This is a genomic window from Streptomyces sp. Je 1-332, assembly GCF_040730185.1.
GTDB lineage: Bacteria > Actinomycetota > Actinomycetes > Streptomycetales > Streptomycetaceae > Streptomyces.
This window is the reverse complement of the sequence record NZ_CP160402.1, coordinates 161,673-185,660: the sequence shown is the minus strand read 5'-3', so window position 1 is coordinate 185,660 and position 23,988 is coordinate 161,673. Positions and strand designations below refer to the sequence as shown.

The 23,988-nt window shown below is 68.2% G+C and carries 23 protein-coding genes and 1 pseudogene; 13 read left to right on the top strand and 11 right to left on the bottom strand.

Annotation, left to right across the window (positions count from 1 at the left end; translation table 11 throughout):
* The first annotated feature begins 121 nt into the window (after positions 1-121).
* From ABXJ52_RS00930 to ABXJ52_RS00915, 4 genes are all read left to right on the top strand, one after another.
* Complete coding sequence (locus ABXJ52_RS00930) at positions 122-1,777, top strand: class I mannose-6-phosphate isomerase (RefSeq protein ID WP_367048725.1); 1,656 nt, start codon at positions 122-124, stop codon at positions 1,775-1,777.
* Positions 1,774-2,778, top strand: a complete 1,005-nt coding sequence (locus ABXJ52_RS00925) for an ROK family protein (protein WP_367038442.1) — start codon at positions 1,774-1,776, stop codon at positions 2,776-2,778. Before ABXJ52_RS00930 ends, ABXJ52_RS00925 begins: the two co-directional genes overlap by 4 nt.
* Before the next feature lie 185 nt (positions 2,779-2,963).
* Positions 2,964-3,947: a LacI family DNA-binding transcriptional regulator gene (locus ABXJ52_RS00920; protein WP_367048723.1), complete on the top strand. Its 984-nt coding sequence runs from the start codon at positions 2,964-2,966 to the stop codon at positions 3,945-3,947.
* Positions 3,948-4,048: 101 nt separating this feature from the next.
* A complete protein-coding gene (locus ABXJ52_RS00915; RefSeq protein ID WP_367038440.1) occupies positions 4,049-7,111 on the top strand; it encodes a glycoside hydrolase family 38 C-terminal domain-containing protein in 3,063 nt (1,020 codons plus the stop codon).
* Between the two features lie 31 nt (positions 7,112-7,142).
* Here the strand turns inward: ABXJ52_RS00915 and ABXJ52_RS00910 are convergent, their stop codons facing one another.
* The gene (locus ABXJ52_RS00910; protein WP_367038438.1) at positions 7,143-7,568 is read right to left on the bottom strand and encodes a DUF3592 domain-containing protein; all 426 of its coding nucleotides are present in this window, start codon (positions 7,566-7,568) and stop codon (positions 7,143-7,145) included.
* 353 nt (positions 7,569-7,921) lie between these two features.
* On the opposite strand from ABXJ52_RS00910, the gene ABXJ52_RS00905 reads away from it, so the two are divergent.
* On the top strand, positions 7,922-8,992 hold the full coding sequence (locus tag ABXJ52_RS00905; RefSeq protein WP_367038436.1) for a cation diffusion facilitator family transporter: 1,071 nt from the start codon (positions 7,922-7,924) through the stop codon (positions 8,990-8,992).
* Here the strand turns inward: ABXJ52_RS00905 and ABXJ52_RS00900 are convergent.
* The gene (locus ABXJ52_RS00900; protein WP_367038434.1) at positions 8,986-9,360 is read right to left on the bottom strand and encodes a hypothetical protein; all 375 of its coding nucleotides are present in this window, start codon (positions 9,358-9,360) and stop codon (positions 8,986-8,988) included. The two genes, ABXJ52_RS00905 and ABXJ52_RS00900, sit on opposite strands and share 7 nt — an antisense overlap.
* A 129-nt stretch (positions 9,361-9,489) precedes the next feature.
* On the opposite strand from ABXJ52_RS00900, the gene ABXJ52_RS00895 reads away from it, so the two are divergent.
* A complete protein-coding gene (locus ABXJ52_RS00895) occupies positions 9,490-10,269 on the top strand; it encodes a hypothetical protein (protein ID WP_367038432.1) in 780 nt (259 codons plus the stop codon).
* A 55-nt stretch (positions 10,270-10,324) separates the two neighbouring features.
* Here the strand turns inward: ABXJ52_RS00895 and ABXJ52_RS00890 are convergent, their stop codons facing one another.
* Positions 10,325-10,834 (bottom strand): hypothetical protein, encoded by a 510-nt coding sequence (locus ABXJ52_RS00890; RefSeq protein ID WP_367038430.1) that lies wholly within the window; start codon positions 10,832-10,834, stop codon positions 10,325-10,327.
* Positions 10,835-11,076: 242 nt separating this feature from the next.
* On the opposite strand from ABXJ52_RS00890, the gene ABXJ52_RS00885 reads away from it, so the two are divergent.
* A complete protein-coding gene (locus ABXJ52_RS00885) occupies positions 11,077-11,460 on the top strand; it encodes a hypothetical protein (protein WP_367038428.1) in 384 nt (127 codons plus the stop codon).
* Between the two features lie 154 nt (positions 11,461-11,614).
* Positions 11,615-12,049 (top strand): VOC family protein, encoded by a 435-nt coding sequence (locus ABXJ52_RS00880; protein WP_367038426.1) that lies wholly within the window; start codon positions 11,615-11,617, stop codon positions 12,047-12,049.
* A gap of 93 nt (positions 12,050-12,142) precedes the next feature.
* Here the strand turns inward: ABXJ52_RS00880 and ABXJ52_RS00875 are convergent.
* Both ABXJ52_RS00875 and ABXJ52_RS00870 read right to left on the bottom strand, forming a co-directional pair.
* Positions 12,143-12,273 (bottom strand): annotated as a pseudogene (locus tag ABXJ52_RS00875) (transposase family protein); the annotation flags it as partial.
* 291 nt (positions 12,274-12,564) lie between these two features.
* Positions 12,565-13,071, bottom strand: a complete 507-nt coding sequence (locus ABXJ52_RS00870) for a MarR family transcriptional regulator (protein WP_367038424.1) — start codon at positions 13,069-13,071, stop codon at positions 12,565-12,567.
* A gap of 137 nt (positions 13,072-13,208) precedes the next feature.
* Here ABXJ52_RS00870 and ABXJ52_RS00865 point away from each other — a divergent pair, with 137 nt between their 5' ends.
* Together ABXJ52_RS00865 and ABXJ52_RS00860 are read left to right on the top strand one after the other, a co-directional pair.
* On the top strand, positions 13,209-13,799 hold the full coding sequence (locus ABXJ52_RS00865; protein WP_367038422.1) for a malonic semialdehyde reductase: 591 nt from the start codon (positions 13,209-13,211) through the stop codon (positions 13,797-13,799).
* A gap of 300 nt (positions 13,800-14,099) precedes the next feature.
* A complete protein-coding gene (locus ABXJ52_RS00860; RefSeq protein ID WP_367038420.1) occupies positions 14,100-14,282 on the top strand; it encodes a hypothetical protein in 183 nt (60 codons plus the stop codon).
* A 142-nt stretch (positions 14,283-14,424) separates the two neighbouring features.
* On the opposite strand, the gene ABXJ52_RS00855 is transcribed toward ABXJ52_RS00860, so the two are convergent.
* From ABXJ52_RS00855 to ABXJ52_RS00845, 3 genes are all read right to left on the bottom strand, one after another.
* Positions 14,425-15,858, bottom strand: coding sequence for a mandelate racemase/muconate lactonizing enzyme family protein (locus ABXJ52_RS00855; RefSeq protein ID WP_367038418.1), 1,434 nt, complete (start codon positions 15,856-15,858; stop codon positions 14,425-14,427).
* 124 nt (positions 15,859-15,982) lie between these two features.
* Entirely contained in the window at positions 15,983-17,026 is a 1,044-nt protein-coding gene (locus ABXJ52_RS00850; protein ID WP_367038416.1) for a hypothetical protein, read from the bottom strand.
* Between the two features lie 216 nt (positions 17,027-17,242).
* Positions 17,243-18,205 (bottom strand): LysR family transcriptional regulator, encoded by a 963-nt coding sequence (locus ABXJ52_RS00845; RefSeq protein ID WP_367038414.1) that lies wholly within the window; start codon positions 18,203-18,205, stop codon positions 17,243-17,245.
* Between the two features lie 251 nt (positions 18,206-18,456).
* Between ABXJ52_RS00845 and ABXJ52_RS00840 the strand changes: the two genes are divergently transcribed.
* The 3 genes from ABXJ52_RS00840 (at position 18,457) to ABXJ52_RS00830 (ending at position 21,533) form a co-directional block, all read left to right on the top strand.
* Complete coding sequence (locus ABXJ52_RS00840) at positions 18,457-19,797, top strand: MFS transporter (protein ID WP_367038412.1); 1,341 nt, start codon at positions 18,457-18,459, stop codon at positions 19,795-19,797.
* A 62-nt stretch (positions 19,798-19,859) separates the two neighbouring features.
* Positions 19,860-20,549 carry an RraA family protein gene (locus ABXJ52_RS00835; protein ID WP_367038410.1) on the top strand — a complete coding sequence of 230 codons (690 nt, stop codon included), beginning with the start codon at positions 19,860-19,862 and terminating at the stop codon, positions 20,547-20,549.
* 3 nt (positions 20,550-20,552) lie between these two features.
* Entirely contained in the window at positions 20,553-21,533 is a 981-nt protein-coding gene (locus tag ABXJ52_RS00830) for a sugar kinase (RefSeq protein WP_367038408.1), read from the top strand.
* Here the strand turns inward: ABXJ52_RS00830 and ABXJ52_RS00825 are convergent.
* The 3 genes from ABXJ52_RS00825 to ABXJ52_RS00815 form a co-directional block, all read right to left on the bottom strand.
* Positions 21,493-22,581 carry a LysR family transcriptional regulator gene (locus ABXJ52_RS00825; protein WP_367038406.1) on the bottom strand — a complete coding sequence of 363 codons (1,089 nt, stop codon included), beginning with the start codon at positions 22,579-22,581 and terminating at the stop codon, positions 21,493-21,495. The two genes, ABXJ52_RS00830 and ABXJ52_RS00825, sit on opposite strands and share 41 nt — an antisense overlap.
* A gap of 101 nt (positions 22,582-22,682) precedes the next feature.
* Positions 22,683-23,201, bottom strand: coding sequence for a 2,4'-dihydroxyacetophenone dioxygenase family protein (locus ABXJ52_RS00820; protein WP_367038404.1), 519 nt, complete (start codon positions 23,199-23,201; stop codon positions 22,683-22,685).
* Between the two features lie 49 nt (positions 23,202-23,250).
* On the bottom strand, positions 23,251-23,979 hold the full coding sequence (locus ABXJ52_RS00815; RefSeq protein ID WP_367038402.1) for an SDR family oxidoreductase: 729 nt from the start codon (positions 23,977-23,979) through the stop codon (positions 23,251-23,253).
* Positions 23,980-23,988 lie beyond the last annotated feature (9 nt).

The window sequence follows — 23,988 nt, the reverse complement described above, 5'->3', positions numbered from 1 at the left end:
TGCACTCTGATTGGTATCGATAACATTCCGGCTGCCCCCGCTCACCACTCCTGGAGTACCTGTGCACTCAGAGCCCCGACCCTACGAACGCAACCCCCGCTACCCGGCGGCCACCGGCACCGTGGTCACGGGGTGGAACGAGGTCGCGGCGACCCTGCCCGACCGGCCGACCGTGCTCGCCCTGGACGGACCGGCGGCCCTGGACTGGAACGCGGCAGCACAGGGGCTCGCCGCCGCCCTGCGCGCCCAGGGCACCGAAGTCGCGGTCCTGGATGTGCGCGAGCACTGGTCACCGGCAGCCGTCGAGCGGCTGTGCACCCCTCGCGACGGCGGCGATGTCTTCTTCCTGCCGCTCGCAGAGTTCGACATGGCCGACCTCTTCGAGGGCCCGCTGAACGTCGATCGGCCCGCGAGCGGTGTTCTGCTGGTCTTCGGCCCCGGCTCCGCCCTGTGCTCGCCCGACCTGCTCTGGTGGGCCGACCTGCCCAAGCGCTACGCCGAGACCGCCGTGGCCTCCGGAACCCTGCCCGTAGGCGTCAATCTGGGGCACCCCGACACCCCCGGCGAACTGCGCCGCCTCTTCTACACCGACTGGCCGGTCGCCGACCGCCACCGCGACGCACTGGCGCCCACCATCGACCGCTGGGTCGACGTGCAGGACCCGCAGGCCCCCGCCTCCCTGGACGGCGAGGCCTTTCGCGCCACCCTGACCGCGCTCGCCCAGCAGCCGGTGCGCACCCGCCCGTACTTCAACTCCACCGCCTGGGGCGGAAAGTGGGCCGCCGAGCAGCTCGGCTTCGAGCCCGAGGGCGGCAACACCGCACTGGGCTACGAGCTGATCGCCCCCGAAGCCGGCGTCCTCGTCGGCCAGGACGCCGGAGCGCAGGTGGAACTGCCGTTCCAGCTGCTGTGCGTCCTGCACCCCGAACGGTTCCTCGGCGCCGACGTGCACGCACGCTACGGCACCTCCTTCCCCATCCGTTTCGACTACCTCGACACGGTCGGGGGTGGCAACCTCTCGCTGCACTGCCACCCGCAGGAGCAGTACATGCGGGAGAACTTCGGCTGGTCCTACACCCAGCACGAGACCTACTACGTCACGGCGAGCGACCCCGGATCGCAGGTCTTCCTCGGGCTGCGGCAGAGTACCGACGTGGACATCCTCCGCAAGGAAGTCGAGGCCTCGGCGGCGCACGGCACGCCGCTGCACGTCGAGGACCACATCCAGACGTTCCCCGCCGACCCCGGCCAGCTGTTCATGATCCCGGCCGGGACCCCGCACGCATCGGGCGCGGGCAACCTCGTGCTGGAGATCAGCGCCACGCCCTACCTCTACTCGCTGCGCTTCTACGACTGGCTGCGCCGCTCCGACTCCGGGGTGCCCAGGCCGCTGTCGCACGCTCATGCCTTCGCCAACCTCGACACCGAGCGACGCGGCACCGAGGTCGTCGAGGACCTCGTCCCGCAGCCGCGCGTCCTGCGCGAGGGCCCGGGCTGGCGCGAGGAGATCGTCGGCGCTCTGCCCGAGATGTTCTACGCGGTCCACCGGCTGGTGCTGGAGGGGACGGAGCCGGCCGACGACGACACCGAGGGCCGTTTCCACATCCTCAACGTCGCCGCCGGTGACGGCGTGGTGGTGGAGACCGCCGACGGCCGGCGTCATGACTTGGCGTTCGCCGAAACCCTCACCGTGCCCGCAGCCGTGGGGGCATACCGACTGCACCCCGTCGGCGTACGACCCGTACAGGTCGTCAAGTCCCTGGTGAAGCCGTCATGACCCGGGTGCCCGTGCTGGAGATCGGCGGCACGCATGTCACCGCCGCCGTGGTGGACATGAGCAACGGTGTCCCGGTCACCGACTCCCTCGTGCGCAGGCCGGTGTCCGCCGACGCGGGTGCGACGGAGATACTCGACTCCTTCGCCGCAGCTGCCCGGCACACGGAAGCGCCCGCCGACGCGCGATGGGGCGTCGCCGTACCGGGGCCCTTCGACTACGCCGCCGGAATCGGACGATTCCGCGGCATCGGCAAGTTCGAGTCGCTGCACGGCGTCGACGTCGGGGCGGAGCTGCGCGAGCGGCTGCCCAATCCGCGCGCCATCCGCTTCCTCAACGACGCCGACGCCTTCGCCATCGGCGAGCACCACAGGGGAGCGGCAGCAAGGCGAAACCGGTCCGTGTGCATCACGCTCGGCACCGGCGTCGGATCGTCCTTCCTGCTCGACGGACAGCCCGTCACGGAAGGCCCCGCTGTGCCGCCCGACGGCCGGGCCCATCGCATCAGCGTCGACGGGCTGCCGTTGGAGGACGTGGTCTCGCGCCGGGCGATCCGCGCGCGGTATGCCAAGGCCGCAGGCCTTGCACGAGCAGCCGAGGGCCCGGACGTCAGCGACATCGCCGCACTGGCCCGCACGGGGGACCCCCGGGCCGCGGCGACGATCCTCGGGTGTTTCAGCACGCTGGGGCGTGCCCTGGCACCGTGGTGCGGCGCCTTCCGGGCGGACGTGATGGTGGTCGGCGGCTCCATGGCCGCGTCCTGGGACCTCATCGGCCCGGCGCTGCGGGAGGGCCTCACCACCGGAGCCGAGGCCGCCGGGCACGAAGCGGCTGCCGCCGTCGCCGCCATGGAACTTCGCAGCGCCCGCAGGCCACACGACGCTCCTTTGATCGGCGCCGCTCACTGGGCCTTGGACTGTCGGACCCAGGGGGAGGAGCGGGACACCGGAGTCCTCGCGTCCCGCCCCGTACCGCCTGACTCCTGCCGCGCGGCTCCGCCGTGAGGAGGCAACTGAGCCTCGCCACAGGCCCGCACCGGCCGGTGCGCACGGCGTTGGAGGCGGAGAACTTCTCTAGAATGACGGCGCCCGCAGCTCCGGCAGCCCGCCGATGGCAATGACCCCGTGAAGGTACGAAGGAAGGACCGGCCGTGGCGCAGCACCGACCGAGCGACGCCGCCGCGCCGACGATGCGTGATGTCGCCGCTCGTGCCAAGGTCAGCGCGATGACCGTCTCGCGGGTCCTCAAGGACGACCCCCAGGTCACCGAGGCCACCAGGCAGCGTGTGCTGAGCGCCGTCGACGCGCTCGGCTACCGGCGCAACGAAACCGCCCGCCGTCTGCGGGTCGGCGGCAGCGGGATGATCGGTCTCGTCGTCACCAACCTGGCCAACCCCTTCTACTCACGGCTGGCGCTCGGCGTCCAGGAGGTCGCCTACGCGCACGGCCTGCGGGTCCTGCTCGGCAACACCGCCGAACAGGTCGACCGGGAGCGGGGATTGGTGGAGGATCTCGCCGCCAGCCAGGTCGACGGGATGATCGTGGTGCCCGCCAGCGGCAGCCACCGGCACCTGACCCCGGCCGCCCTGCGCGGCATGCCCCTCGTCCTCGCCGCCCGGCCGCCGGCGGGCATGGAAGCCGACTGCGTACTGGTGGACGACTTCGGCGGAGCCGAGGCGGCGACCGCCCGGCTCATCGAGGACGGTCACCGGCACATCGGGTTCCTCGGCAACCCGCCGGCGCTCTACACCGGCGCCGAACGGTTCCGCGGCTACTGGGCCGCGCACGAGGAAGCCGGCCTGGAGCCCGACGAGCGCACCATCCGCCGCGGACCTTCCGACGTGGCCGCGGCCGAGCGTGCCGCCGTCGCCCTGCTGCAGCAGCCCGACGCACCTACTGCCCTCTTCTGTACCAACAACCGTCTCACCCAGGGTGCCGTCCGAGCTGTCCGCACCCTAGACGTTCCGGTGTCGCTTGCCGGATTCGACGATTTCGACCTTGCGGACGTCCTCGGGCTTCCGCTGACGATCGCGTCCTACGACGCCGACGAGATCGGGCGCAGGGCCGGTCAGATGCTCATCGACCGCATCAACGCCGGCCCCGGCGCCGCGCTGCCCGTGCGACGTTCCATGGTCCCCATCGAAGTCATCCGGTACGGGACCCACCACATCTAGGCCTCCCGCAGCCCGCCCCTCTTCTCTTCGGGTCTCTGCTGTCCCACGACGGGCTCGGCGGGCCAGTCTGCCGCCCTGCGCGGAACTTTGGACGGAGTCTTATGCACGACGACCGCACGCTGACCGAACGCCGGCTCGCCCGGGTCCTCGACCAACGCCTCAGGCCGGCAGTCCACGCACGCTCCCTCCCTCTCGAAGTGAGCGCCCATCACACCTTCGGTGAACCCATACCGGTGAAGGAAGGCATCGCGGGGCCCTACGAGCCGGTCGCCACCGGCACCCCCTGGGGGCCGGCCTGGTCCACGAGTTGGTTCAAGATCCGCGGCACCGTCCCCGACGACTGGGCGGGGGAGCGGGTCGAAGCCGTGCTCGACCTCGGCTTCGCCGCCACCCAGCCCGGATTCTCCGCCGAGGGGCTTGTCCACCGGCCGGACGGGACTCCGGTGAAGGCGCTCAACCCACGTAACACCTGGCTCCTGATCGCCGAACAGGCCCAGGGCGGCGAGGACTTCGAGTTTCACATAGAGGCCGCCGCCAACCCGCTGATCTTCGACTTCGACGCCGCGGGCGACCCCTATGTTCCCACCGAGGCAGGCGACATCGCCCCCTGGCTGCGCGGCGAGGAGCCCGCCGAACCGGCCGGAGAACCGCTCTACCGGCTGACGCGGATGGACCTTGCCGTCTTCGACGAGACGGTCTGGGAGCTGGTCCAGGACCTCGATGTACTGTCCGGGCTGATGCACCAACTGCCCGAGGACTCCACCCGCCGCAGCCAGATCCGGCACGCGGTCAGCAGGGCTCTCGACGCGATCGACCTCCAGGACATCGCCGCCTCCGCCGGGCAGGCCAGGACGCTCCTCGCCCCGGCGCTTTCCGCACCCGCACACGCGGGCGCCCATCAGATCTCGGCCGTCGGCCACGCCCACATCGACACGGCCTGGCTGTGGCCGGTACGCGAAACCGTCCGCAAGGCGGCCCGCACGGTCTCGAACGTGACGGCGCTGATGGACGACCACCCCGACTTCCGGTTCGTCATGTCACAGGCCCAGCAACTGGCCTGGCTCAAGGAGCAGCGCCCCGAGGTGTACGCCCGGGTACTGGAGAAGGTGGCGACCGGGCAGTTCCTGCCGACCGGCAGTCTCTGGGTCGAGCCCGACACCAATCTCTCCGGCGGTGAGTCCCTGGTGCGCCAGTTCGTCCACGGAAAGCGTTTCTACCTGGAGGAGTTCGGCGTCGAGACACGCGACATGTGGCTGCCGGACACCTTCGGCTACAACGCCGCGTTGCCCCAGCTCATGAAGCTCGCCGGCATCGACTGGTTCCTCACGCAGAAGATCTCCTGGAACACCACCAACGCGTTCCCGCACCACACCTTCTGGTGGGAGGGCATCGACGGCTCCCGCGTGTTCAGCCACTTCCCGCCCGTCGACTCCTACAACGGCGACCTCTCCGGGGCCGACATCGGCCACACCGAACGCAACTTCCGCGACAAGGGGGCCACCAACCGCTCCCTGGTGCCCTTCGGCTACGGCGACGGCGGCGGAGGCCCCACCCGCGAGATGCTGGCACGCGCCGACCGGCTGGCGAACCTGGAGGGCTCCGCGAAGGTCGAACTGGAGGGCCCTGCCGACTTCTTCACCAAAGCCCACGACGAATACCCCGACGCACCGGTGTGGGTCGGTGAGCTCTACCTGGAACTCCACCGAGGCACTCTCACCAGTCAACTCGCCACCAAGCAGGGCAACCGCCGCTGTGAACACCTGCTGCGCGAGGCGGAGTTGTGGTCGGCCACGGCGGCCATGCGGACGGGCGAGCCGTACCCGTACGCCGCGCTCGACCGGATCTGGAAGACGGTCCTGCTGCAGCAGTTCCACGACATCCTGCCCGGCTCCTCTATCGCCTGGGTACACCGGGAAACCGAGCAGGCCCACCGGGAAGCCGTCCGCGAACTGAACACCATCATCGACACGGCCCAGCGGTCCCTGGCCGGACCACCGGATCCTGACGGCAGCGAGGTCGTCTTCAACGCGGCTCCGCATGACCGCGACGGAGTGCCCGCCCTCGGCGGCACACCCCGCCCCACATCGCCGCGGACGGTACCCGTACGAGCAAGTCACGGCGGCAGCCTCATCCTGGACAACGGACTGATCCGCATCACGGTCGACGCCCGTGGACTGATCACCTCCGCCTACGACTGCTCCGCCCGACGCGAGGCGCTCGCCCCGGGGACAGTGGGCAACCTGCTCCAACTCCACCAGGACTTCCCCAACCAGTGGGACGCCTGGGACGTCGACGCGTTCTACCGCAACACCGTGCAGGACCTCACGCAGGCGGACAAGGTCACCGCCCACGGCGACGCCATCGAGGTCGTACGGACCGTCAACCAGTCCCGCATCCGCCAACTCCTGACGCTGCGCGAGGGCTCCCGCCGCCTCGACATCGACACCACCGTCGACTGGCGGGAGCGAGAGAAGATCCTCAAGGCCGCGTTCCCCCTCGACATTCGCGCCGACCACTCCACCAGCGAGATCCCCTTCGGCCACGTCCGGCGGCCCACCCACTCCAACACCAGCTGGGACGCGGCCCGCTTCGAGATCTGCGCCCACCGCTACCTGCACCTCGCCGAGCCAGGCTGGGGAGCGGCCCTGGTCAACGACTCCACCTACGGCCACGACGTCACCCGCGACGTCCGCCCCGACGGCGGCACGACGACCACCGCCAGGCTCTCGCTCCTGCGCGCCCCACTCTTCCCCGACCCCGAAGCGGACCAGGGCGAACACCGGTTGCGTTACGGCCTGGTGCTCGGCGCCGACACAGGCGACGCCATCCGTGAGGGCTACGGCTTCAACCTCGCCGAACGCGGCGTCGCCGGCACGGCTGCCGTCGAACCGCTCGTCGAGGTCGACCACAGCGGTGTCGTGATCGAGGCGGTCAAACTCGCGGACGACTCCTCCGGAGACGTGATCGTGCGACTCTACGAGTCACTCGGCGGGCGCGCCACGACGACCCTGCGGGCTGGATTCGCGCTGGCTGACGCTACGTTGACCGATCTGCTCGAACGGCCCCTGCCGGACGTACCGGAACTCACCCGCAGCAACGAAGGGTTGACTCTCGCGCTGCGGCCGTTCCAGATCGTGACCGTTCGACTCACCCCGCGCGCCTGAGAGAGCGGTTTCGTTTCCAGAGGCTGCGCGATCACCAGTACTGGATCATCACCTTGGTAAGGATGACGACGCCCACCCCGATGACGCCGAGACCGAAAACCAGCCCGAACATGTCCTTGCCTGGCCGGGGCTCGGAGGCAGTGGCCTTGTCCGGCTCGTCGCCCACGTAGTACACGAGCGTCTCGTCGCCCGGCTCACGGCTCGTCGGGCCACCTGATTCCTTGAACCGGACGGCCAGGCCATTCGCCGTCGTGAAGTCGTACTCGTGCCACTGGATGCGCCGCGCCACGTTGTTGACCATCTGGACAGTGACCCAGGCACGCACCACCCGCGCCGACGCGGTCAGCCCGCTCTCCCAGGCCGCGCGCCGTTGCCGAGTCCGGCTGACGATCGCGTAGGCGGCCCAGAACATCAGCACGATGATCAGTGGGAAGAGCAGGTGGAAAACGAAATCCATGCCGTATGTACCCCGTACGTAAGAAAAGGGAACGATGCGCCCCGTGGCAGTCGCTCACGGTGCACGCGGACCCTATCCGAGCAGATCAGGGACATGACACTTGGGCGGGGCTCTCACGGTGACGTGGATCACGCGCCGACGTGGGTCGTCCGGTGGCGTCCGAGCACAGGCAGGGAGGGGGCTCGCTCGCCGCGTGGCGCGGCCGGACGCCAGCGTTCGAACCGGATCCATGCGCGCGTCCGGCCCGCGTACGGAGCGACGGCACCTGCACGTCTGGAGCCACATCGCCGGGGTACACGACGGCGTGTTGTCCACTGCAGCACCCCTGAGACCTACCAGAACTGCGAGGCCTGATGACCGCCAAGCCGTCGACCGAGCAAACGCCGAGCAGACCGGCGTCGGCCGAGCGAGCGCCCAGCGAGCAGGCCGTGGGAAAGCCCAGCGAGCAGGCCGCGAGTAAGCCGAGCGAGCAGGCCGCGAGGAACAAGTCGTCGAAGGACCAGGAGACGAAGACCACCGTGTGGGTGGCTCTCGCCGCAAACCTGGTCATCGCCGTGGCCAAGGTGGCGGGCGGACTGTTCGCGGCCTCACCCGCGCTTCTCTCCGAGGCGGCTCACTCGGTCGCCGACAGCATGAACGAGGTCTTCCTGCTGGCCGCGCTGCGCCGCAGCCGTAAACCGGCCGACCGCCAGCACCCCTTCGGCTACGGCAAGGAGCGCTTCTTCTGGTCGCTGCTCGCCGCCGTCGGCATCTTCGTCACCGGTGGCTGCTTCTCCGTCTTCCAGGGCGTCGAGGCGCTGCGCTCCGAGAGCTCCGAAACCACGACCGGCTACATCATCGGTCTCGTCGTACTCGGAGTCGCGTTCCTCGCCGAGGGGGGTTCCCTCGTCCGCGCGCTGTGGCAGGTGCGGCGACAGGAGGGCGGCATCGGCTCCGACCCGGCCTTGCGCACCGTGATCGCCGAGGACGGAACCGCCGTGCTCGGCGTGACCCTCGCGATGATCGGCATGGGCCTGCACATGGCGACCGGCGAGGTCGTCTACGAGGCAGCTGCCTCCATAGCGATCGGTCTACTGCTCATCGCGGTGGCCTACCGCCTGGGCAAGGAGGCCAGGGACCAGCTCATCGGCGAGGCCGTCGACCCCGAACTGCGCGAGGAGATAGCCCACTTCCTCGCCGAGCAGCCCGAGATCGACCGTGTCGCGAGCCTGCTCACGATGCGGCTCGGCATGGACTCGACGCTCGTCGCCGCCCGCATCGACCTCGCCCCCGGCCGGGACAGCGAGGTCGTGGAACTCGTCATGGAGCGCATCAAATCCGGCGTGGCCGAACGCTGGCCGCAGGCCGACCAGGTCTTCCTCGACGTCACCGAGGCGCCACCTGTGCCGGGAGCGGAGGTAGCCCCGGACCTCGCAGCTCAGTAGCAGACTCTGTTATGACCGGCCCGCTCGAGGGCGGCCGCGCACCGTGGGCGCGGGCCCTTCCCCCCGGGGGGATACCAGGTCGAGAAGACTTGGCAACGGAACGGAGGAGGACCAGATGCGTGCGACAGAGCTGGCAGCCCCGGGCGGGGGGCCCGACGGCCCACCCTGGCTCGGGATCGCCTTCGGCGCCCTTGTGGTCGTCGGCGCCGTCTTCTTTGCGATCCATCTGATGCGAGGTCGCGGTAAGTGAAGAGGGCGACGGTGACCCAGCCCGCTTGGGCGGGAGGCAGGCCGGCCCGGCAAAGCACCTGTACGGACACGTCCGAGCCGATGACGGTGTTGGCTCTGGGAGCGAATGTGCCGGCCACTATCCGGGCGCCGTCGCGATGGGTGAGCAGGGGGGCTTGGCTAAGTGCCCAGGACTAGGCCCTCCGACCGGGCTGCGTGGTGGAGTGTGGTCCTCTGAGTAACTCCAACAGCAGGGAGCGCTTCTTCCGATGGCCACACAACACGCACGCCCTGGCCGAAACGGTCACGCCACCGCCTCGGTCATAGATGTCTCGCCGTTCAAGCCTTCTCTCGTCAAAGCGGTGTTCAGGGAGGTGACTTCGATGAATGTCTCTCGGTCGGCCGCGTGGGCCGCCGCGTCGGTGACGCGGACAGTGCTGACGGAGATCATCGACGGCGCGAGGAGAGCGGCAGCGGAGGAGGCCCGGAAAAAGCTGATACCCGGGGACCTTCTTTCGGCGATCGACCGGAACATCGAACTCGAGGTGGGGGCCAAGTGGTACGACCACAGTCCCACCTTCAAGGGCCTGACCGGTGTCCTGTACGACGCCGAGGGTGTCATCGTGCCTTCTCGTCAGCGCAGCAGGTCGCGCAAAGCAGTTGCGGTGGTCGGTGCTCACAGGTTCGAGGCTGGGGTCAAGCAGATGCTGCGGAGCCAGGGGGTGACGGCCGTCCCAGCGATGGTCCGTGACCTGGACGGGATCGCGAGTGTGTTCCTGACGGACCTCGCCCGGGACGCGGCCATGGTCGTCCGCGAGGGCGGGGTCAAACGATTCGGTTCGGTCTCCCTGGTGATGTCGACCGAGCCGGAGCCGGCCCCGGCCCCGGATTCCCATCGGGCCGCCCTGTCCACTCGCAGCGGGGACGGGCGGACCATCGGCAGGGATGACATCTTGGCCGCCACCACGATTCAGTTGTTCGGCGGCAACCTCCGGCAGCGGGCCCTCACCGAAGCACGCGAGGCGTCACAGATCACCGCGGCCGGCTGAGTGGGAGCGACGAAAACTGCCTCCTGACCCCAGAGTTCGGCGGGATTGACGACAGTCACGTAGCCGTTCGGTTTTCGCGGTGCAGGTGCTCAGCGCGGGCCTGGACGATGTGCAGGGCCTCGTCGCTCGAGCAGCCGAGGTGGTGTTGGAAGGTCTCCATGGCTTTGACGGTCGTGCCGCAGAGGATCTCCTTGTCCGCGAAGGAGAGCGGGCCGGCTGTCCACGGGGCGGAGGCGGGATCTCCGCGGGGCCAGTCAACGTCGGTCAGGGTGACGAGTAGGCGGCCGTCCGCGAGCGCCACCGCCACGTCCGTGCCGCGGGCTGCCTTTTCCGTGAAGGCCGCGGGTGCAGTGTGGTCCAGGAGGAAGACGAAGTGCTGGGCCATGCGTCGCCGCGATTCATCGAGCTCTCCGTCGGCGTCCAGGCGGAGGTTGGAGTTCCAAGCCGCCTGGGCGAGAACCGACACGAACGTGCCCAGGAAGTCCGACTTCAGCAGGTGGTCCGCATGTTCGACCAGGATTGCGAGGTCCCGGTTCCCGTGGCCGGGACCGTGCAGCCGCAGCAACTACGCCGCTCGCGTGGAGATGGAACCGCGCGGTGGTGATCGGTCGTCCTGGACCCGGCAGTGGATGAAGGAAAGAGGTGAGATCGACGATGCGCTTGAGGCGTGGTCTGGTGGCCGGGGGACTGGTGCTTGCGGTGGTGGGCGCGTGGGTGGGATGCGCCGAGTGGCCGGTGAAGACGCCTTCCGTCAAAACGACCAGTCAGCAGGGTCCAGTGGTGCTGGAGGACGGCGTTCGTGTCTCGGTGCGTTTCACTGAGCAAGGCCTGACCGAAAGGCATCAAGGCGCCGATGGCGGCTCTTGGTCGCAGCCCCGGGTTCTCCACCCTGCGGCGGGGGACGCCGACTGCGGAGTTGATCTCAGCACCTACAAGAACACCGTCGCGGTCATCGCCCATCACAACGAGGGCTGTGACCTCGGTGACGCCGACGACACGGTGATCGCCGCCGTGGGCAACGGCGACCTGACGGACTGGGACGCGCACGTGATCAGAGGGGAAGACGGGTGGAAATGGACACGCTTCTCCTGGACCGGATACCGAGTCGTCTTCCGCAAGGAGACCGGCGACGGAGTCGACGAGCTCAACTGGCGCCAGAGCATCGGGTTCACCGGCCCGAGCCGGGGCTAACAGGACGGTCCGAACGGCGGCGTCGGACGCGTCATTGGGTGATCAGTCAAAATGGCGAGGCCGAGGAAGGCTTTACCCAGCGGAAAACGCCCAGGACAGAGCCCTGTTCGACGCCTCGCTCGGCGATGAGTAGGGCCCCTGTTATCGTGCGCCGATGTCAACGATCAAGCAGTTTCAAGTGACCTTCGACTGCGCGGAACCTGCGCGTCTCGCCGGCTTCTGGTGCGAGGTGCTGGGCTACGTCGTACCTCCGGTCCCGACGGGTTTCGCCACTTGGGAGGACTACCATCGCTCCCTGCCACCTGAGGATCAGGCGATCTACTTCGCGTGCAGTGATCCCTCGGGTGAAGGCCCGCGCCTGCTCTTCCAGCGCGTTCCCGAAGGAAAGGTCGTCAAGAACCGGCTGCATCTCGACGTGCGGGCCGGTACCGGGCTCGTGGGCGCGGAGCGTCTGGCCACGCTTGAAGCCGAATGTGCACGGCTGGTGGCGCTTGGTGCGGTACATGTGCGAACGATGCGTGCCGACGGCGAGAACGAGTCCTGCATCGTGATGCAGGACATTGAGGGCAACGAGTTCTGTCTCGACTGAGGATCCTCCGAGTGGGCGAGGTGGGGAACTGCCTCGCTAGGACCCTCTCCGGCCGCGTCCGCGGCGGGAGGTGTCCCGTGACAAGGGAGGCCGGCGGTCGGCCGCTGACTGCGAAAAGCCGAACAGCGGGGCGAGTTGACGCCTCGTCATGTTTGTGCGCCAGTAGGTGATGGCAACAGCACCCGCTTCTCCAGCGGCAGTTCACACGGCAGGCCCCCCCGTATAGGACAAGGGAAGCCTGGCGTCGGACCAGCCGGGGTCGCTGTCGACGGCGAGGCTCGGGCGTCACAGCCGTGCCGTGGGGTAGTCGGCATGCATGGACCTGAGGGGAAGGCCACTGGCGTTCCGGTTAGCGGCAACGTTCCCGGCAGCGGCGTTGTACGCGCTCGTAGGGCAGGCGATTCGGCGGGAGCCGTGGTCGGACACTGGGTGGCGGTTCCTCATCTTCCTGGGGACGTTGTGGGTGTTGGTACTCGCGTCTGCGGGTTGGCGCCGGTGGCGAAGGCAGTGAGGAGTCAGCCGAGAGTGGTGTCGCCGTGGGCTTCGAGGATCCTGCGCAGCTCTGCGTTGAGGAGTTGGCGTTCCTGTGGGGCTAGGGGAGCGGTGATCTCTTCGTAGTTCTGCATGTGAGCGGCGAGGACTTCGTCGGCGAGGGTCTTGCCGTGCTCGGTGAGGTGAATCTGTACCGAGCGCCGGTCGGTGCCTTCTCGTACCCGCTCGACCAGGCCCTTGGCCTCCATGCGGTCGAGCCGGTTGGTGATAGCGCCTGCGGTCACCATGACCGCCTTCACGAACGCGCCGGGCGTGAGTGTGTAGGGAGGCCCGGAGCGGCGGAGCGTGAAGAGCATGTCGATCTCGCCGAGGGTCAGGTCGAACTGATCGTGCAACTTCTTGTAGTGCTGGTCGAACACTCTCTGCATGCGGGAGATGCGTGCGAGCAGTTCGATCGATTCCAGCTGGCCGGCCAGGTCGGGCCGTTCCGTGCGCCACTGCTCTGCCATCTGGTCCACCGCGTCGGCCATGGCGGCCTCCTTCCTCACGACAATGTACTTCCACCTTAAAAGATTTGACATTGAACGGGCAAGCGTGTTGTCTTTCAACGTCAAAACATATTGGCTTGTAAGACCGAGCCTTGAACTAGTTCTGTGGAGTACCCGCCATGAGCCTGCTGATCGACCCCGCTGCCCAGGACCTCCTCTTCCGTGAGGCGCGCACCGCGAACACCTTCACCGAGGAGCCGGTGTCCGACGCCCAACTGGAGGCGGTCTACGATCTGGTCAAGTACGGCCCGACCGCCTTCAACGCCAATCCCCTGCGCATCGTCGTGATCCGCACGCCGGAGGCGCGCGAGCGGCTGCTGGCTCACATGGCAGAGGGCAACCGGCACAAGACCGCCTCCGCGCCCCTGGTCGCGATCCTCGCCACCGACCACGAATTCCACGCGGAGCTGCCGCATCTGGTGCCTCATGCCCCCGACCTGAAGGACGCCTACTTCTCTGAGCGCCCCGTACGTGAGGAGGCTGCCGCACTGAACGGGGCGCTGCAGGCCGCCTACTTCCTGATCGGGATCCGCGCGGCCGGACTCACCGCCGGGCCCATGACCGGATACGACGCCGACGGCCTGCGCAAGGAGTTCCTTGACGACGACCACGCCCCGCTCATGGTCGTCAACATCGGTCGGCCCGGCCCCGATGCCTGGTTCCCGCGCCTGCCCCGACTGACCTACGAGCAGGTCGTATCGACGCTCTGACACGCGCGCCCACCACCCGCCACAGCCCCAGGCTCTGGAGTACCAGCCGTTCGCCCTGTGAAGCGGCTCCAAGTGCGGGGCCAGATGACGAGGGCAGCCGCGGTGACGGTGCCGAGGAAGACGGGGCCGCGCTGTCGTAACGGGTCGCCACGGCGCGGTGGTTTCTTGAGCTTGTTGATGGCCCGCTCCACGGTGTTGCGCTCCTTGGCGGTCCTCGTCGAAGCCGGGTGGCCGTCCGCCGCGTGAGCCTTTGCACAGGCGGGCGGCCTGGCTGCCTGTCCTCTCCATCTGCCACCTCGGATGCGCACAGAGGGAGTGCTGATCATCAGCGGCACCTACCGCGGCACAGTCTGGTCCGACTGCCGGGCGGACGACGCCGACCTCGTCCCGCTTCTGGACCGGTACGGGAAGCCGGTCACGTTCACTCACTGGTACATCGACTGGTTGCAGGAAGCGGAGTTCACTGCGCACCAGCCCGCCTGACCTGTGCACAGTGTGCACCGACGCTGCGCCGTCGAGACTGAGCGTGGTGGGTGGCCCGTGTGGGCCGGTTGCCGCAGAAACCCCGCATCGGCGTTGCCAACGGCCGCGCCGATGCGAGGGGTCGGTCAGTCAGCGCGGCCGTTCAGCTCCAGGTCCGGTCCCAGGCAACCTTCTTGTTCCACTCGGGTGTGGGAGCGAACAGTTTCTCGCCCTTGGCGAGGTGCTTCTCCATCTCCTTCTCGTCCATCTCGATGCCGAGCCCCGGCTTGTCGGTGAGGTGGAACCAGCCCCTGTCCATCAGCGGTTCGTCCTGCTTGACGAGATCGTTCCAGAACGGAACGTCCGACGCGTGGTACTCCAGCGCGACGAAGCTCTCGGTCGCCGCCGCTATGTGCGCGGCCGCCATGGCTCCCACCGGCGAGCCGGCGTAGTGAAGGGGCATGGCCTTGCCCTTCTCGCGGGCGTAGTCGCCGATTCGTTTGGTTTCCAGGATGCCGCCGGCGGTGGCCGGGTCGGGCTGCACGAGGTCGACGGCGTCTTCATCGCACAGTTTGCGGAAGGCCTCAAGGCCGTAGATGTCCTCCCCGGTCATCGTTGGCACGTTGATGGCCTTGGTGATCTCCTTCCAGTCGTCTGTGTGCTGCCACGGCACCAAGTCCTCCAGCCACGCGAGGTTGTAGCGCTCGAAGCGGTCGGCCAGGCGGATCGCGGTGTTGACGTCGAAGTGGCCTGTGTGGTCCATGCCAAGGGGAATGTCGTAACCGATGGCATCGCGCACCGCGTGCACGTACTCGGCCATCAACTCGATGCCCTTGTCGGTGAGCTGCACCATGGTGAAGTTGTGTTCCGTCATGCCGTACCCGCCGGGCGTGCCGTCGTACTGCCCCAGGTTCCCGTCCCAGTAACTCTCGCCGACGATGGTGCCCTTCGTCTTCGCCACCAACTCCAGGCCCAGGTCCATCTTCAGGAAGGTGAAGCCCTTGTCGACGCGCTCCTTCATACGGCGTGCGTACACCTTCGGATTCTCGGACTCGGGCGTGTCGGTGTAGAGACGGATCTTGCGGCGGTAGGCACCGCCGAGCATCTGGAAGACGGGGACGCCGTACGCCTTGCCCGCCAGGTCCCACAGCGCCATTTCCACACCGGAGACCCCGCCCCCTCGCCGGCCGTGGTTCCCGAACTGCTTGATGCGCTTGAAGAGCATCTCCACGTTGCAGGGATTCTCGCCCAACAGGCGGCTCTTGAGCTCAAGGGCATAGCGCTTGTCCGCGTCGTCGCGTACCTCGCCGTACCCGGAGATCCCCTGGTTGGTGGAGATGCGGACGATGGGGCTGGAGAACGGGACACCGTCCAGGACCGCGACGCGCATGTCAGTGATCTTCAGTTGCGACGGCTTGGAAGCCCTGTTGACCTTCTGGGACACATAGTCCACCTGCTCCTCGATGGGGTGGAACGCCATGGCGCCCAGGCTGAGTCCGCCAAGGCCGACGGCCGAGAGCTTGAGCATGTCGCGCCTGGTGGGACGTACCTTGGGGCGAGCGTCCGAGGCCTCTGTGCGGGGTGCGTCATCGCGCATGGGTGTGCTCCTGATCGTAGGAAGATGGTGCGGCGGCCCCGTCGGGCGGGCGCCATGGTGAACGGGTGGGTGTGTGGGGGTCTCGGCCGGGCAGCGCTCGCCCCGTGGCCGTTGTCGACCCTGATCAGTCCGAGCTGTCGATGACTTCCTGCACGCGCTCCGGCGGCACAGGCAGCTCGTCCTTGTTCTCCTTCAGCCAGCCGACGAAATCGTCCTTGATCTTCTGGTCGATCTCGTCCCAGCCCTTGTCGAGCTGCCCGGCCGTGTAGGTGCCGTCAGCAAGTCGCTTCTTGGTGAACAGGTCGCGCAGCAGCGTGACTTCGGAGTCCTTCACCAGGCCCTCGGCCAGGTGCGCGGGGATGAACACCACGCCTTCGCGCTTGGCGAGAACGATGTCGCCGGGCAGTACCACGGACTCACCGATGCGGATGTTCCTGTTGACTCCGGTCAGCATCTCGTTCTGGATGTACGACGGGTGCCACCCGCGGACATAGGCGTTGAAGCCCTTGATCTCCGCAAGCTCGTCGAGATCGCGCACCGTGCCGTCGAAGACGACGCCGTTGCCCGTCTTCGCGTGGATCTCGCTGCCGAGGTTCCCGCCGATGAGGGTGCCGTCCTGCACCTTTCCGAAGCCGTCGGCGACGTAGACGTCGCCCTTCTTGAGCATTTCGATCGGCCAGGTGTTCATCTGGCCGTCATGACCCGCGGCGTGACCGACGTCCGTCATGCGCTTCTCCAGCGCGGGACTGTTCGGCATGAACTGAGCCGTGAGCGCACGGCCGACCACGGGCCTGCCCTCGTGAATCACCTTCCAGTCACCGGCGAACTGGTTGTTGTAGCCCTTGTCCTTCAGGTAACCCCACGCCTGCTCGGTCGACACCACCTTCATGCGCTTCAGGAGGTCGTCGGAGACCTTCGGGCGTCCGTCGGGGAAACGTGCTCCCTTCCAGTCCGCGGTCAGCGCGACGACCTCCGCCTTCCGCGCCACGGGATTCGGCTCGCTCGGCGAGACCGGTGCCCGCTCCTGTCGCGCGGAGTCGGCCGCCGCGGCGGGGGCGGTGTGCACGGCGGGCGACGTGTGCGGCAAGTAGGCGGCGACCGCAAGGCCGCCGGCCAACAGGGTGGAGACACCGACCGCCACGGAGGCGGCTGATCTGGATTTCTGCACGGGTATTCCTCCTGAAGCGTGCTTCGCAAAAGAGTCCGGACGCTCAGCGGGTATGCCGAAGTAGTGCACGAGGAAAACGAAGAAGCGGCGTCGCGCACTGGAATTGACGGAAACGGTAGGGGTAGTTCCAGGGCGCGTGAAGAATCAGGGAGAGATAACCGGATTCGTATGTCGAATGGTGCGCCCGAGACGCCCGGCATCGAATACGGCGGTGCCTTACCCCTGTTGTGCCGGGAGAGTCGGCTCCGGCGCGAGCCGTCGGGTGCCCCGCGGCACATCGGAGCCCTCGATCTCCCGGAGCAGCGTTCGGGCGGCTGGTGTCAGCGGAGTGGTCCCACTCCAGTGCACGGCGACTCGACGGCCGCAGGGAACATCCAGGGTGCGCGCCACCACGCCCCGCGCGTCCGCCGTGTCGACCGCCAGGAAATTGGTGACTCCGATACCCAGACCGCTGCGGACCAGGGAGATGAGAGTCTGCGGCTGGTTGGTGGCCTGCACCGCGTTCGGTTCGAAACCCCGTTCCCTGAAGGCCCGGTACATCTCGAAACCCATCGCGGTGGGCGACCCCAGGCGGCCGATGGTGATCAGCGGGTACCCGGCCACGGTCGTCACGGGTAGCGGCTCGGGCAGAGCGGCCAGCGGATGGTCGGGGCGGTGCACGACGATCAGGTCCTCGCGCCAAAGCGGCCGGTACTCCACCGACGGGCCAGGTGGAGGGGTCATCGGGCGCAGGCACATATCGATCTCGCCGGAGGCGAGAGCCCCGTCGAGCTCCAGCGTCGAGCGTTCCACCAGGACGACCTTGATGGCCGGGCGGGTGCGCGCCATACGTTCCAGGAGCTGCGGCACGAACGCCACACTCGCGCTCGGATAACTGCCGAGGGTCACGACGCCGCGAGCCGCACCCCGGTGCACCGCCATCGCCGCCTCGGTGTCGGCGAGTTGGCGCAGGATGACGCGTGCGTGGTCGGCCAGTACCGCCCCGGCGTCGGTGAGCGCCACGGGACGCCGGTTACGGTCGAACAGCGGTACGCCTGCTTCCCGTTCCAGGGCGGCGACGTGCATGCTCACACGTGGCTGGGACCGGTGTACGACTTCTGCGGCGGCGCTGAAACTACCGGTGTCGATGACGCTGAGGAAAGAGACGAACCACTCGAGGCGTATGTCGGTGCGAAGCATGCTTCCTTGATCTATACCCGGGCCCCGCGGCTGACAAGGCCCGTGCGGAATTTCGGATGAGGGTCGATCCATATTCCGAATAGCCGCATTCGCAGCGGCCTCTTAACGGTGCGGTTCCGCTCGTCTACGCTCGCCTCACATTCCCCCGCTCAGGGCGCCGAACTTTCGGCATTCTCATCCCTTCTGTCCCCATGGCCGGCCCCCTGCGTATCCGTGTGAGTTCGGGGGCCGCCCCGTACGCAGGAGCATTGATGACCGCAGAATCACCATCGTCACCACCGGTGGCAGGCCGCGTCCGATGGACGATGATCTGGCTGTCGTTCGGTGCCATCACGATCAACTACGTGGACCGTGCGAACTTCGGTGTGGCGCTCCCTTACATGGCGGACGACCTGCATCTGTCGAGTAGCGTCACCGGCCTGCTGCTCGGAGCGTTCTTCTGGACGTACGCCGCGTTCCTGCCGGGCGCCGGCTGGCTCGTCGACCGCTTCGGGCCCCGGCGCATGATGGCTTTCGCGCTCATAGCGTGGTCGCTGGTCACCATGTTCGTGGGCGCGGCCGGCGGCTTCCTGGCCCTGCTGCTGATGCGACTGTTGCTCGGCGCCGTCGAGTCACCGGCCTACCCGTCGAGTTCACAGGTGGTGGGACGCTGGTTCCCGGTCCGCGAGCGAGCGATGGCGGCCTCCATCTTCGACAGCGGCGGCCGGGCCGGAACAGCCTTCGCTCTGCCGATCACCACTGCCGTCATCGCACTGCTCGGCTGGCGCGGCTCCTTCGTCGCCGCTGGTCTGGCGGGTCTCCTTTACGCCCTCTTCTGGCTGAAGTTCTACCGCGACCCGGACACCCACCCGAAACTCACTGACGCCGAGCGCGGCTACATCGCGGCAGGCGGCGCCCAGCGCAACGACGGCTCTCAGGTGTCGATGCCCTGGAAGGAACTCTTCCGGTACCGCACCGTCTGGGGCATGCTGATCGGCTTCTTCTGCCTCTCCTTCGTCCTCTACTTCTTCGTCACCTGGTTCCCGTCCTACTTGGTGAACGAGCGCGGCTTCGACCTGCTCAAGCTCGGCTTCCTGGGCATGATCCCCGCGCTGCTCGCCATGCCGGCCCAGTGGTACGGCGGTTGGCTGCAGATGAAGCTCGTGAGCCGGGGTAGGTCGGTGACCTACGCGCGCAAGGTCCCGCTCATCAGCGGTCTCATCCTGTCGTCGGTGATCGTGCTCGCCGGTGTGGTGGAGAACGCCTACGTGGCACTGGCCCTGCTCGCCCTGTCGCAGAGTGCGCTCTGCTTCGCAGCGTCCAGTCTGTGGGCCCTGCCGGTCGACATCGCGCCGAGCCCGGCGAACGTCGGCTCCATCGCGGGCATTCAAGGCCTGGCATCGAACGTGGCGGGCTTCGTCAGCCCGCTCGTCGTGGGCCTGCTCCTGGATGCCACCGGCGGCTCGTACTTCGTGCCGCTCGCCGTCGCGGGCGGCATGGCGCTTCTCGGTGCTCTCGTCTACGGCTTCGTCATCACGTCATTCGGGGCGCTGGGCCGGGACAAGGAGAACCGACGAGGCGCCTCCCCACAGGCTTCGGCCACCTCCGCCTGACAACGCAACGCGCCGTCGAGGCGCTGACCGCCCGCCCCACCAGCACCGAAGGAAGAACACACATGTCTGAGAACAACACATCACCGGCGCACGACCCGAACCCCTACACAGAGGAAACACTCAAGACCTTCCGTGCCATCACCACCGCCTCGCTGGCCGACGCCGTGGAACAGCACGGGCAGCGCGGATACCTGGCGGGCGTCATCCATCAGATCGCCCCGGGCGAAGGCACGCTGGTCGGTCCGGCCGTCACCGTCCGCGAGATACCGGCCGCGGAGGCCGGGCCGCCCACCCACGCCCTGGACGCGATCGACGAGTCCCCTGCGGGCAGCATCGTCTGCATAGATGCGGGAGGCGCCGACATCGCGGTGTGGGGAGGACTGATGACCGCCGGCGCGGTGGCTCGCCACCTGGCCGGCTGCGTGCTGGACGGAGGGGTCCGCGATGTCACCGAAATCAACCGGGACTTCCCCTCCTTCGCCGTCTACGCACGCTCCACCGTCCCCGCCACTACGCTCGGCCGGATCCGCACGGTCGCCCTCAACGAGCCGGTGGTCGTGGGCGATGTCGACATCCGTCCCGGCGATCTCATCGTCGCCGACCGCGACGGCGTGGTGCGGATCCCAGCCCACCTGGTCGTCCCCGTCCTGGACACGGCACAGGAGATCGAGGAGCGCGAGAAGGAACAGACACGTCTCATCCTCGGCTCCGGATCCCTGCGCGAGGGCCTTTCCCGCTACAACAGGATCTGAGACATGGCTGCCACCACCGCCCTGCCCACCTTTCCCGAACGCGGGACCGACCTTGACGTCGTGGCTCTCGGCGAGCCGTTGGCCGAGCTCAGCGCGGAGTCCGACGGCGCTCTGGAGGGCGCCGTCGGCTTCGCCCTCGGATACGGCGGCGACACGTCCAACATGGCGGTCGCGGCCAGCCGTTCCGGAGCTTCGACGGCGTACCTGACGAGAGTCGGGGACGACGCGTTCGGCACACTGCTGATGGACATGTGGAAACGCGAGGGCATCGACACCACCGGGGTGATCCGTGAACCGGGTGGAGAGACGGGGCTCTACTTCATCACCCGTGACGCCGAGGAAGGCCATCGCTTCACCTACCGTCGAGCGCGTTCGGCCGCCAGTCGCCTGACCCCCGGGGACGTGACGCGGACTTCCGTCACCCGCGCCCGGCTGCTGCACGTCAGCGGCATCACCCAGGCCGTCTCCTCCTCAGCCTGTGACACGGCCTTCCACGCGATGCGGATCGCCCGCGAGGCGGGCACCCTCGTGTCCTTCGATCCCAACTACCGGCCCGCTCTGTGGCCGTTGGAACGCGCTCGTGCCACGATCTTGCGCAGCGCCGAACTGTCCGATGTCTTCCTGCCCAATCTGGGGGAGGGCCGGCTCATCTCGGGGGAGGAGCAGCCCGAGGCCGTGGCGGACTTCTTCGCCCGGCGCGGGCCCGCCGTGGTGGCGTTGAAGATGGGGGAGGACGGAGTGCTGCTCTCGGAGGGCGGTCGTCTCACCCACCTTCCCGCCCACCCGGTGCGAGCGCTCGACGCGACGGGGGCCGGCGACACGTTCGACGGAGCCTTCGCCGCCCGGCTCCTGGCCGGTGACAGCGTGCAGGACGCCGCCCGGTACGCAGTCGTCGCCGCTGCCCTGACCACCACCGGGCACGGTGCAGTGGGCCCTATCCCGCTCAGGTCGGCCGTCGAGCAGGCACGGTCGACGGCTGTGTGAAGCCGGGCGTCGTGAACGGCTCTACGGACGGGGCCGCACCTTCCCTCGTCCGCTCATGGGCCCCGGCCCCAGGGAGGGACGCGGAGGTGGCGGGGTGGTCCTGGCCTCGGTAGGGCGCCTCGCTCCACGGCCAGCGCGGTGGAGCGAGGCGGCTCAGGTAGTCCCGTACCGTCTCGACCGAGGGGGAGACGCTCTCACCGCGGCGCCACCACGCCGCAACGACGCGCTCGCAGCCGGAGTCAGCGATGGGGACCAGAGCCACTCCCGTCGTGTCGGCCGTCGTCATGGCGAGGGCGTTGGTCACACCGACGCCCATGCCGTGGCGGACCAGCGAGACGAGTGTCTGCGGTTGACTGGTTCGCTCGCTGATCACCGGCCGTAGCCCGGAGGCGGCGAACGCGAGGTTGGTGTCGTACTGATGACTGTGCTCCTGGCCCGCCTCGCCCATGCTGATCACCGGCAGCGCGGCCGTCTGTGCCAGCCGTACGCAGGAGGCCCCGGCAAGCGGGTGATCGGTGCGAAAGACGGCCACCAACGGTTCACGCCACAGGACTTGACCGGCCACGCGGTCGGAGTCCAGGAGCGGATGGAGCGGGCGGATGGCCACATCCACCTCCCCGCCCAGGAGTCGTGAGCCGAGCTGCATGCTGGGGCCCTCGTGCAGGACCAGCCGAATCTCCGGGTGTGCCGCCCGCAGTGCCCTTACCGCGAGCGGATACAGATACGCGGCAACGCTGGGATAGCAGCCGATGCGTACGGTGCCGCGCACGGTGCCTTGAGCAGTCTCGGCCAGTAACGCGAGCTGTCGCAGGATCTCCTCGGCGTGCGGCAGCAGCCCGCGGCCTTCGGGGGTGAGGACCGCCGGCTGTACCGACCGGTCGATCAGACGCCGGCCCACGCTCCTTTCCAGCGCGGCGACATGGCTGCTGACGCGAGGCTGGGAGCGGTAGAGCGACTTCGCGGCTGCGGAGAAACCGCCGTGGCGCGCCACCGAGACAAAGCTGGAGATCCAGTCGAGGCGGTACTGGTGGACATCACTGAGGTCCATGGGCGTTCTCCGATCACCTGAGCCCTTGGGGGAAGCCGACTGCGTGGCGCCCCGCCCGAGGCTGCGAGGCAGCAGGGGGCGGGGCGCCGCGGATATGTCGCTCAGCGCACGAACTGGTTCACGTAGTCGGCTCCCAGGCCGACCTTCTCGTAGTGCGCCCGGCACATGTCGATCTTGGTGAAGGTGTCTTCGTAACCGATCTGTACGCCGTTGTCGTCGACGTAGGCCATGGCACCCGTGATGTTGAAGAAGGTGATCATCTCCGTGCAGTTCTCGGGAACCGCAAGAGTGTGGATCTCACCTGGTGGCTCGTACACGAAGTGCCCGGCCTCGGCGACCCAGTCGTGCTCGTGGTAGTGCCAGGTCCCCTTGATCACGTAGCCGAAGACGACGCCGGGGTGACGGTGGCGGGAGACGACGCCCGAAGCGGTCACCTTCAGCAGGTTGCACCACTGGCCGGTCACGGTGTTGAACATCAGCGGCCGGAACCACACATGGGGGGCCTGGGGGACCCAGACCCGCTCGTCGTCGGGCTCCGCCGCCACCGCGATCTCCGGCGGGACGAGCGAGGAGAGGGCAATGGCCGGCCCCACGGGCGCGGAGGATTCAACAGGGCGCATGAGTAGCGGGTCCTTTCCATCGTGCGTAGGAGCGAGGAGGTCTGTGGGGTCAGGCGGCCAGATAGCCGCCGTCTATCGCCAGTACCGCACCGGTGATGAAGCCGGCGTCCGGCCCGGCGAGGAAGGAGACCGCCCCTGCCACGTCGTCGGGCCGGCCCCAGCGCTTCAGGGGTGTCCGCGAGAGGATGCGCCGACTGGCGTCGGAGCTCTCCTGCAGTTCACTGGTCAGCCCGGTACGGATCCAGCCAGGCGCCACGGCGTTGACCCGTACGCCATCGTCGGCCCAGGCCACCGCGAGAGCTTTGGTGAGCTGCGTTACCCCTCCCTTGCTGGCGCTGTACGCCGGCACTTTGGGGCCACCGAAGAAGCTCAACATCGAGGTGATGTTGACGATGCAACCGCGTGATCGGACCAGCGCCCTGCGCGCGGCCACACAGGACTGCATGGTGCCGGTGAGGTTCACCCCGACGACGTGCGCGAAGACCTCAGGGTCGAATTCGCGGTCCCGTGCGATCACCCCCGCGGCGTTGACGAGAACGTCCAAGGCGTCGAAACCCGAGAAGAGATCCCGCACTTCGTCCACCCGCGTGACATCGAGCTCCACCGCGCGCACGCCTTCGGGCAGCGGGCTCGTCGCTTGGTCCGCGTCGAGACCTGCGACGATCACGCGAGCCCCCTCGGCCGCGAACCGTCGGGCGATCGCCGCCCCGATCCCGCTGGTTCCACCCGTCACCACCACCGTCTGTCCGCCGCGCACCGACACCTGCTGCTCGTCCATAAACGCCCC

What these genes read in the sequence shown, in the direction of transcription:
- ABXJ52_RS00855 (WP_367038418.1), bottom strand. Translation starts at nt 15,858, where the DNA reads ATGCGCGATGACGCACCCCGCACAGAGGCCTCGGACGCTCGCCCCAAG.
- ABXJ52_RS00895 (WP_367038432.1), top strand. Translation starts at nt 9,490, where the DNA reads ATGGCCACACAACACGCACGCCCTGGCCGAAACGGTCACGCCACCGCC.
- ABXJ52_RS00840 (WP_367038412.1), top strand. Translation starts at nt 18,457, where the DNA reads ATGACCGCAGAATCACCATCGTCACCACCGGTGGCAGGCCGCGTCCGA.
- ABXJ52_RS00880 (WP_367038426.1), top strand. Translation starts at nt 11,615, where the DNA reads ATGTCAACGATCAAGCAGTTTCAAGTGACCTTCGACTGCGCGGAACCT.
- ABXJ52_RS00845 (WP_367038414.1), bottom strand. Translation starts at nt 18,205, where the DNA reads ATGCTTCGCACCGACATACGCCTCGAGTGGTTCGTCTCTTTCCTCAGC.
- ABXJ52_RS00870 (WP_367038424.1), bottom strand. Translation starts at nt 13,071, where the DNA reads ATGGCCGACGCGGTGGACCAGATGGCAGAGCAGTGGCGCACGGAACGG.
- ABXJ52_RS00815 (WP_367038402.1), bottom strand. Translation starts at nt 23,979, where the DNA reads ATGGACGAGCAGCAGGTGTCGGTGCGCGGCGGACAGACGGTGGTGGTG.
- ABXJ52_RS00910 (WP_367038438.1), bottom strand. Translation starts at nt 7,568, where the DNA reads ATGGATTTCGTTTTCCACCTGCTCTTCCCACTGATCATCGTGCTGATG.
- ABXJ52_RS00820 (WP_367038404.1), bottom strand. Translation starts at nt 23,201, where the DNA reads ATGCGCCCTGTTGAATCCTCCGCGCCCGTGGGGCCGGCCATTGCCCTC.
- ABXJ52_RS00920 (WP_367048723.1), top strand. Translation starts at nt 2,964, where the DNA reads ATGCGTGATGTCGCCGCTCGTGCCAAGGTCAGCGCGATGACCGTCTCG.
- ABXJ52_RS00835 (WP_367038410.1), top strand. Translation starts at nt 19,860, where the DNA reads ATGTCTGAGAACAACACATCACCGGCGCACGACCCGAACCCCTACACA.
- ABXJ52_RS00860 (WP_367038420.1), top strand. Translation starts at nt 14,100, where the DNA reads ATGCGCACAGAGGGAGTGCTGATCATCAGCGGCACCTACCGCGGCACA.
- ABXJ52_RS00915 (WP_367038440.1), top strand. Translation starts at nt 4,049, where the DNA reads ATGCACGACGACCGCACGCTGACCGAACGCCGGCTCGCCCGGGTCCTC.
- ABXJ52_RS00825 (WP_367038406.1), bottom strand. Translation starts at nt 22,581, where the DNA reads ATGGACCTCAGTGATGTCCACCAGTACCGCCTCGACTGGATCTCCAGC.
- ABXJ52_RS00925 (WP_367038442.1), top strand. Translation starts at nt 1,774, where the DNA reads ATGACCCGGGTGCCCGTGCTGGAGATCGGCGGCACGCATGTCACCGCC.
- ABXJ52_RS00830 (WP_367038408.1), top strand. Translation starts at nt 20,553, where the DNA reads ATGGCTGCCACCACCGCCCTGCCCACCTTTCCCGAACGCGGGACCGAC.
- ABXJ52_RS00905 (WP_367038436.1), top strand. Translation starts at nt 7,922, where the DNA reads ATGACCGCCAAGCCGTCGACCGAGCAAACGCCGAGCAGACCGGCGTCG.
- ABXJ52_RS00865 (WP_367038422.1), top strand. Translation starts at nt 13,209, where the DNA reads ATGAGCCTGCTGATCGACCCCGCTGCCCAGGACCTCCTCTTCCGTGAG.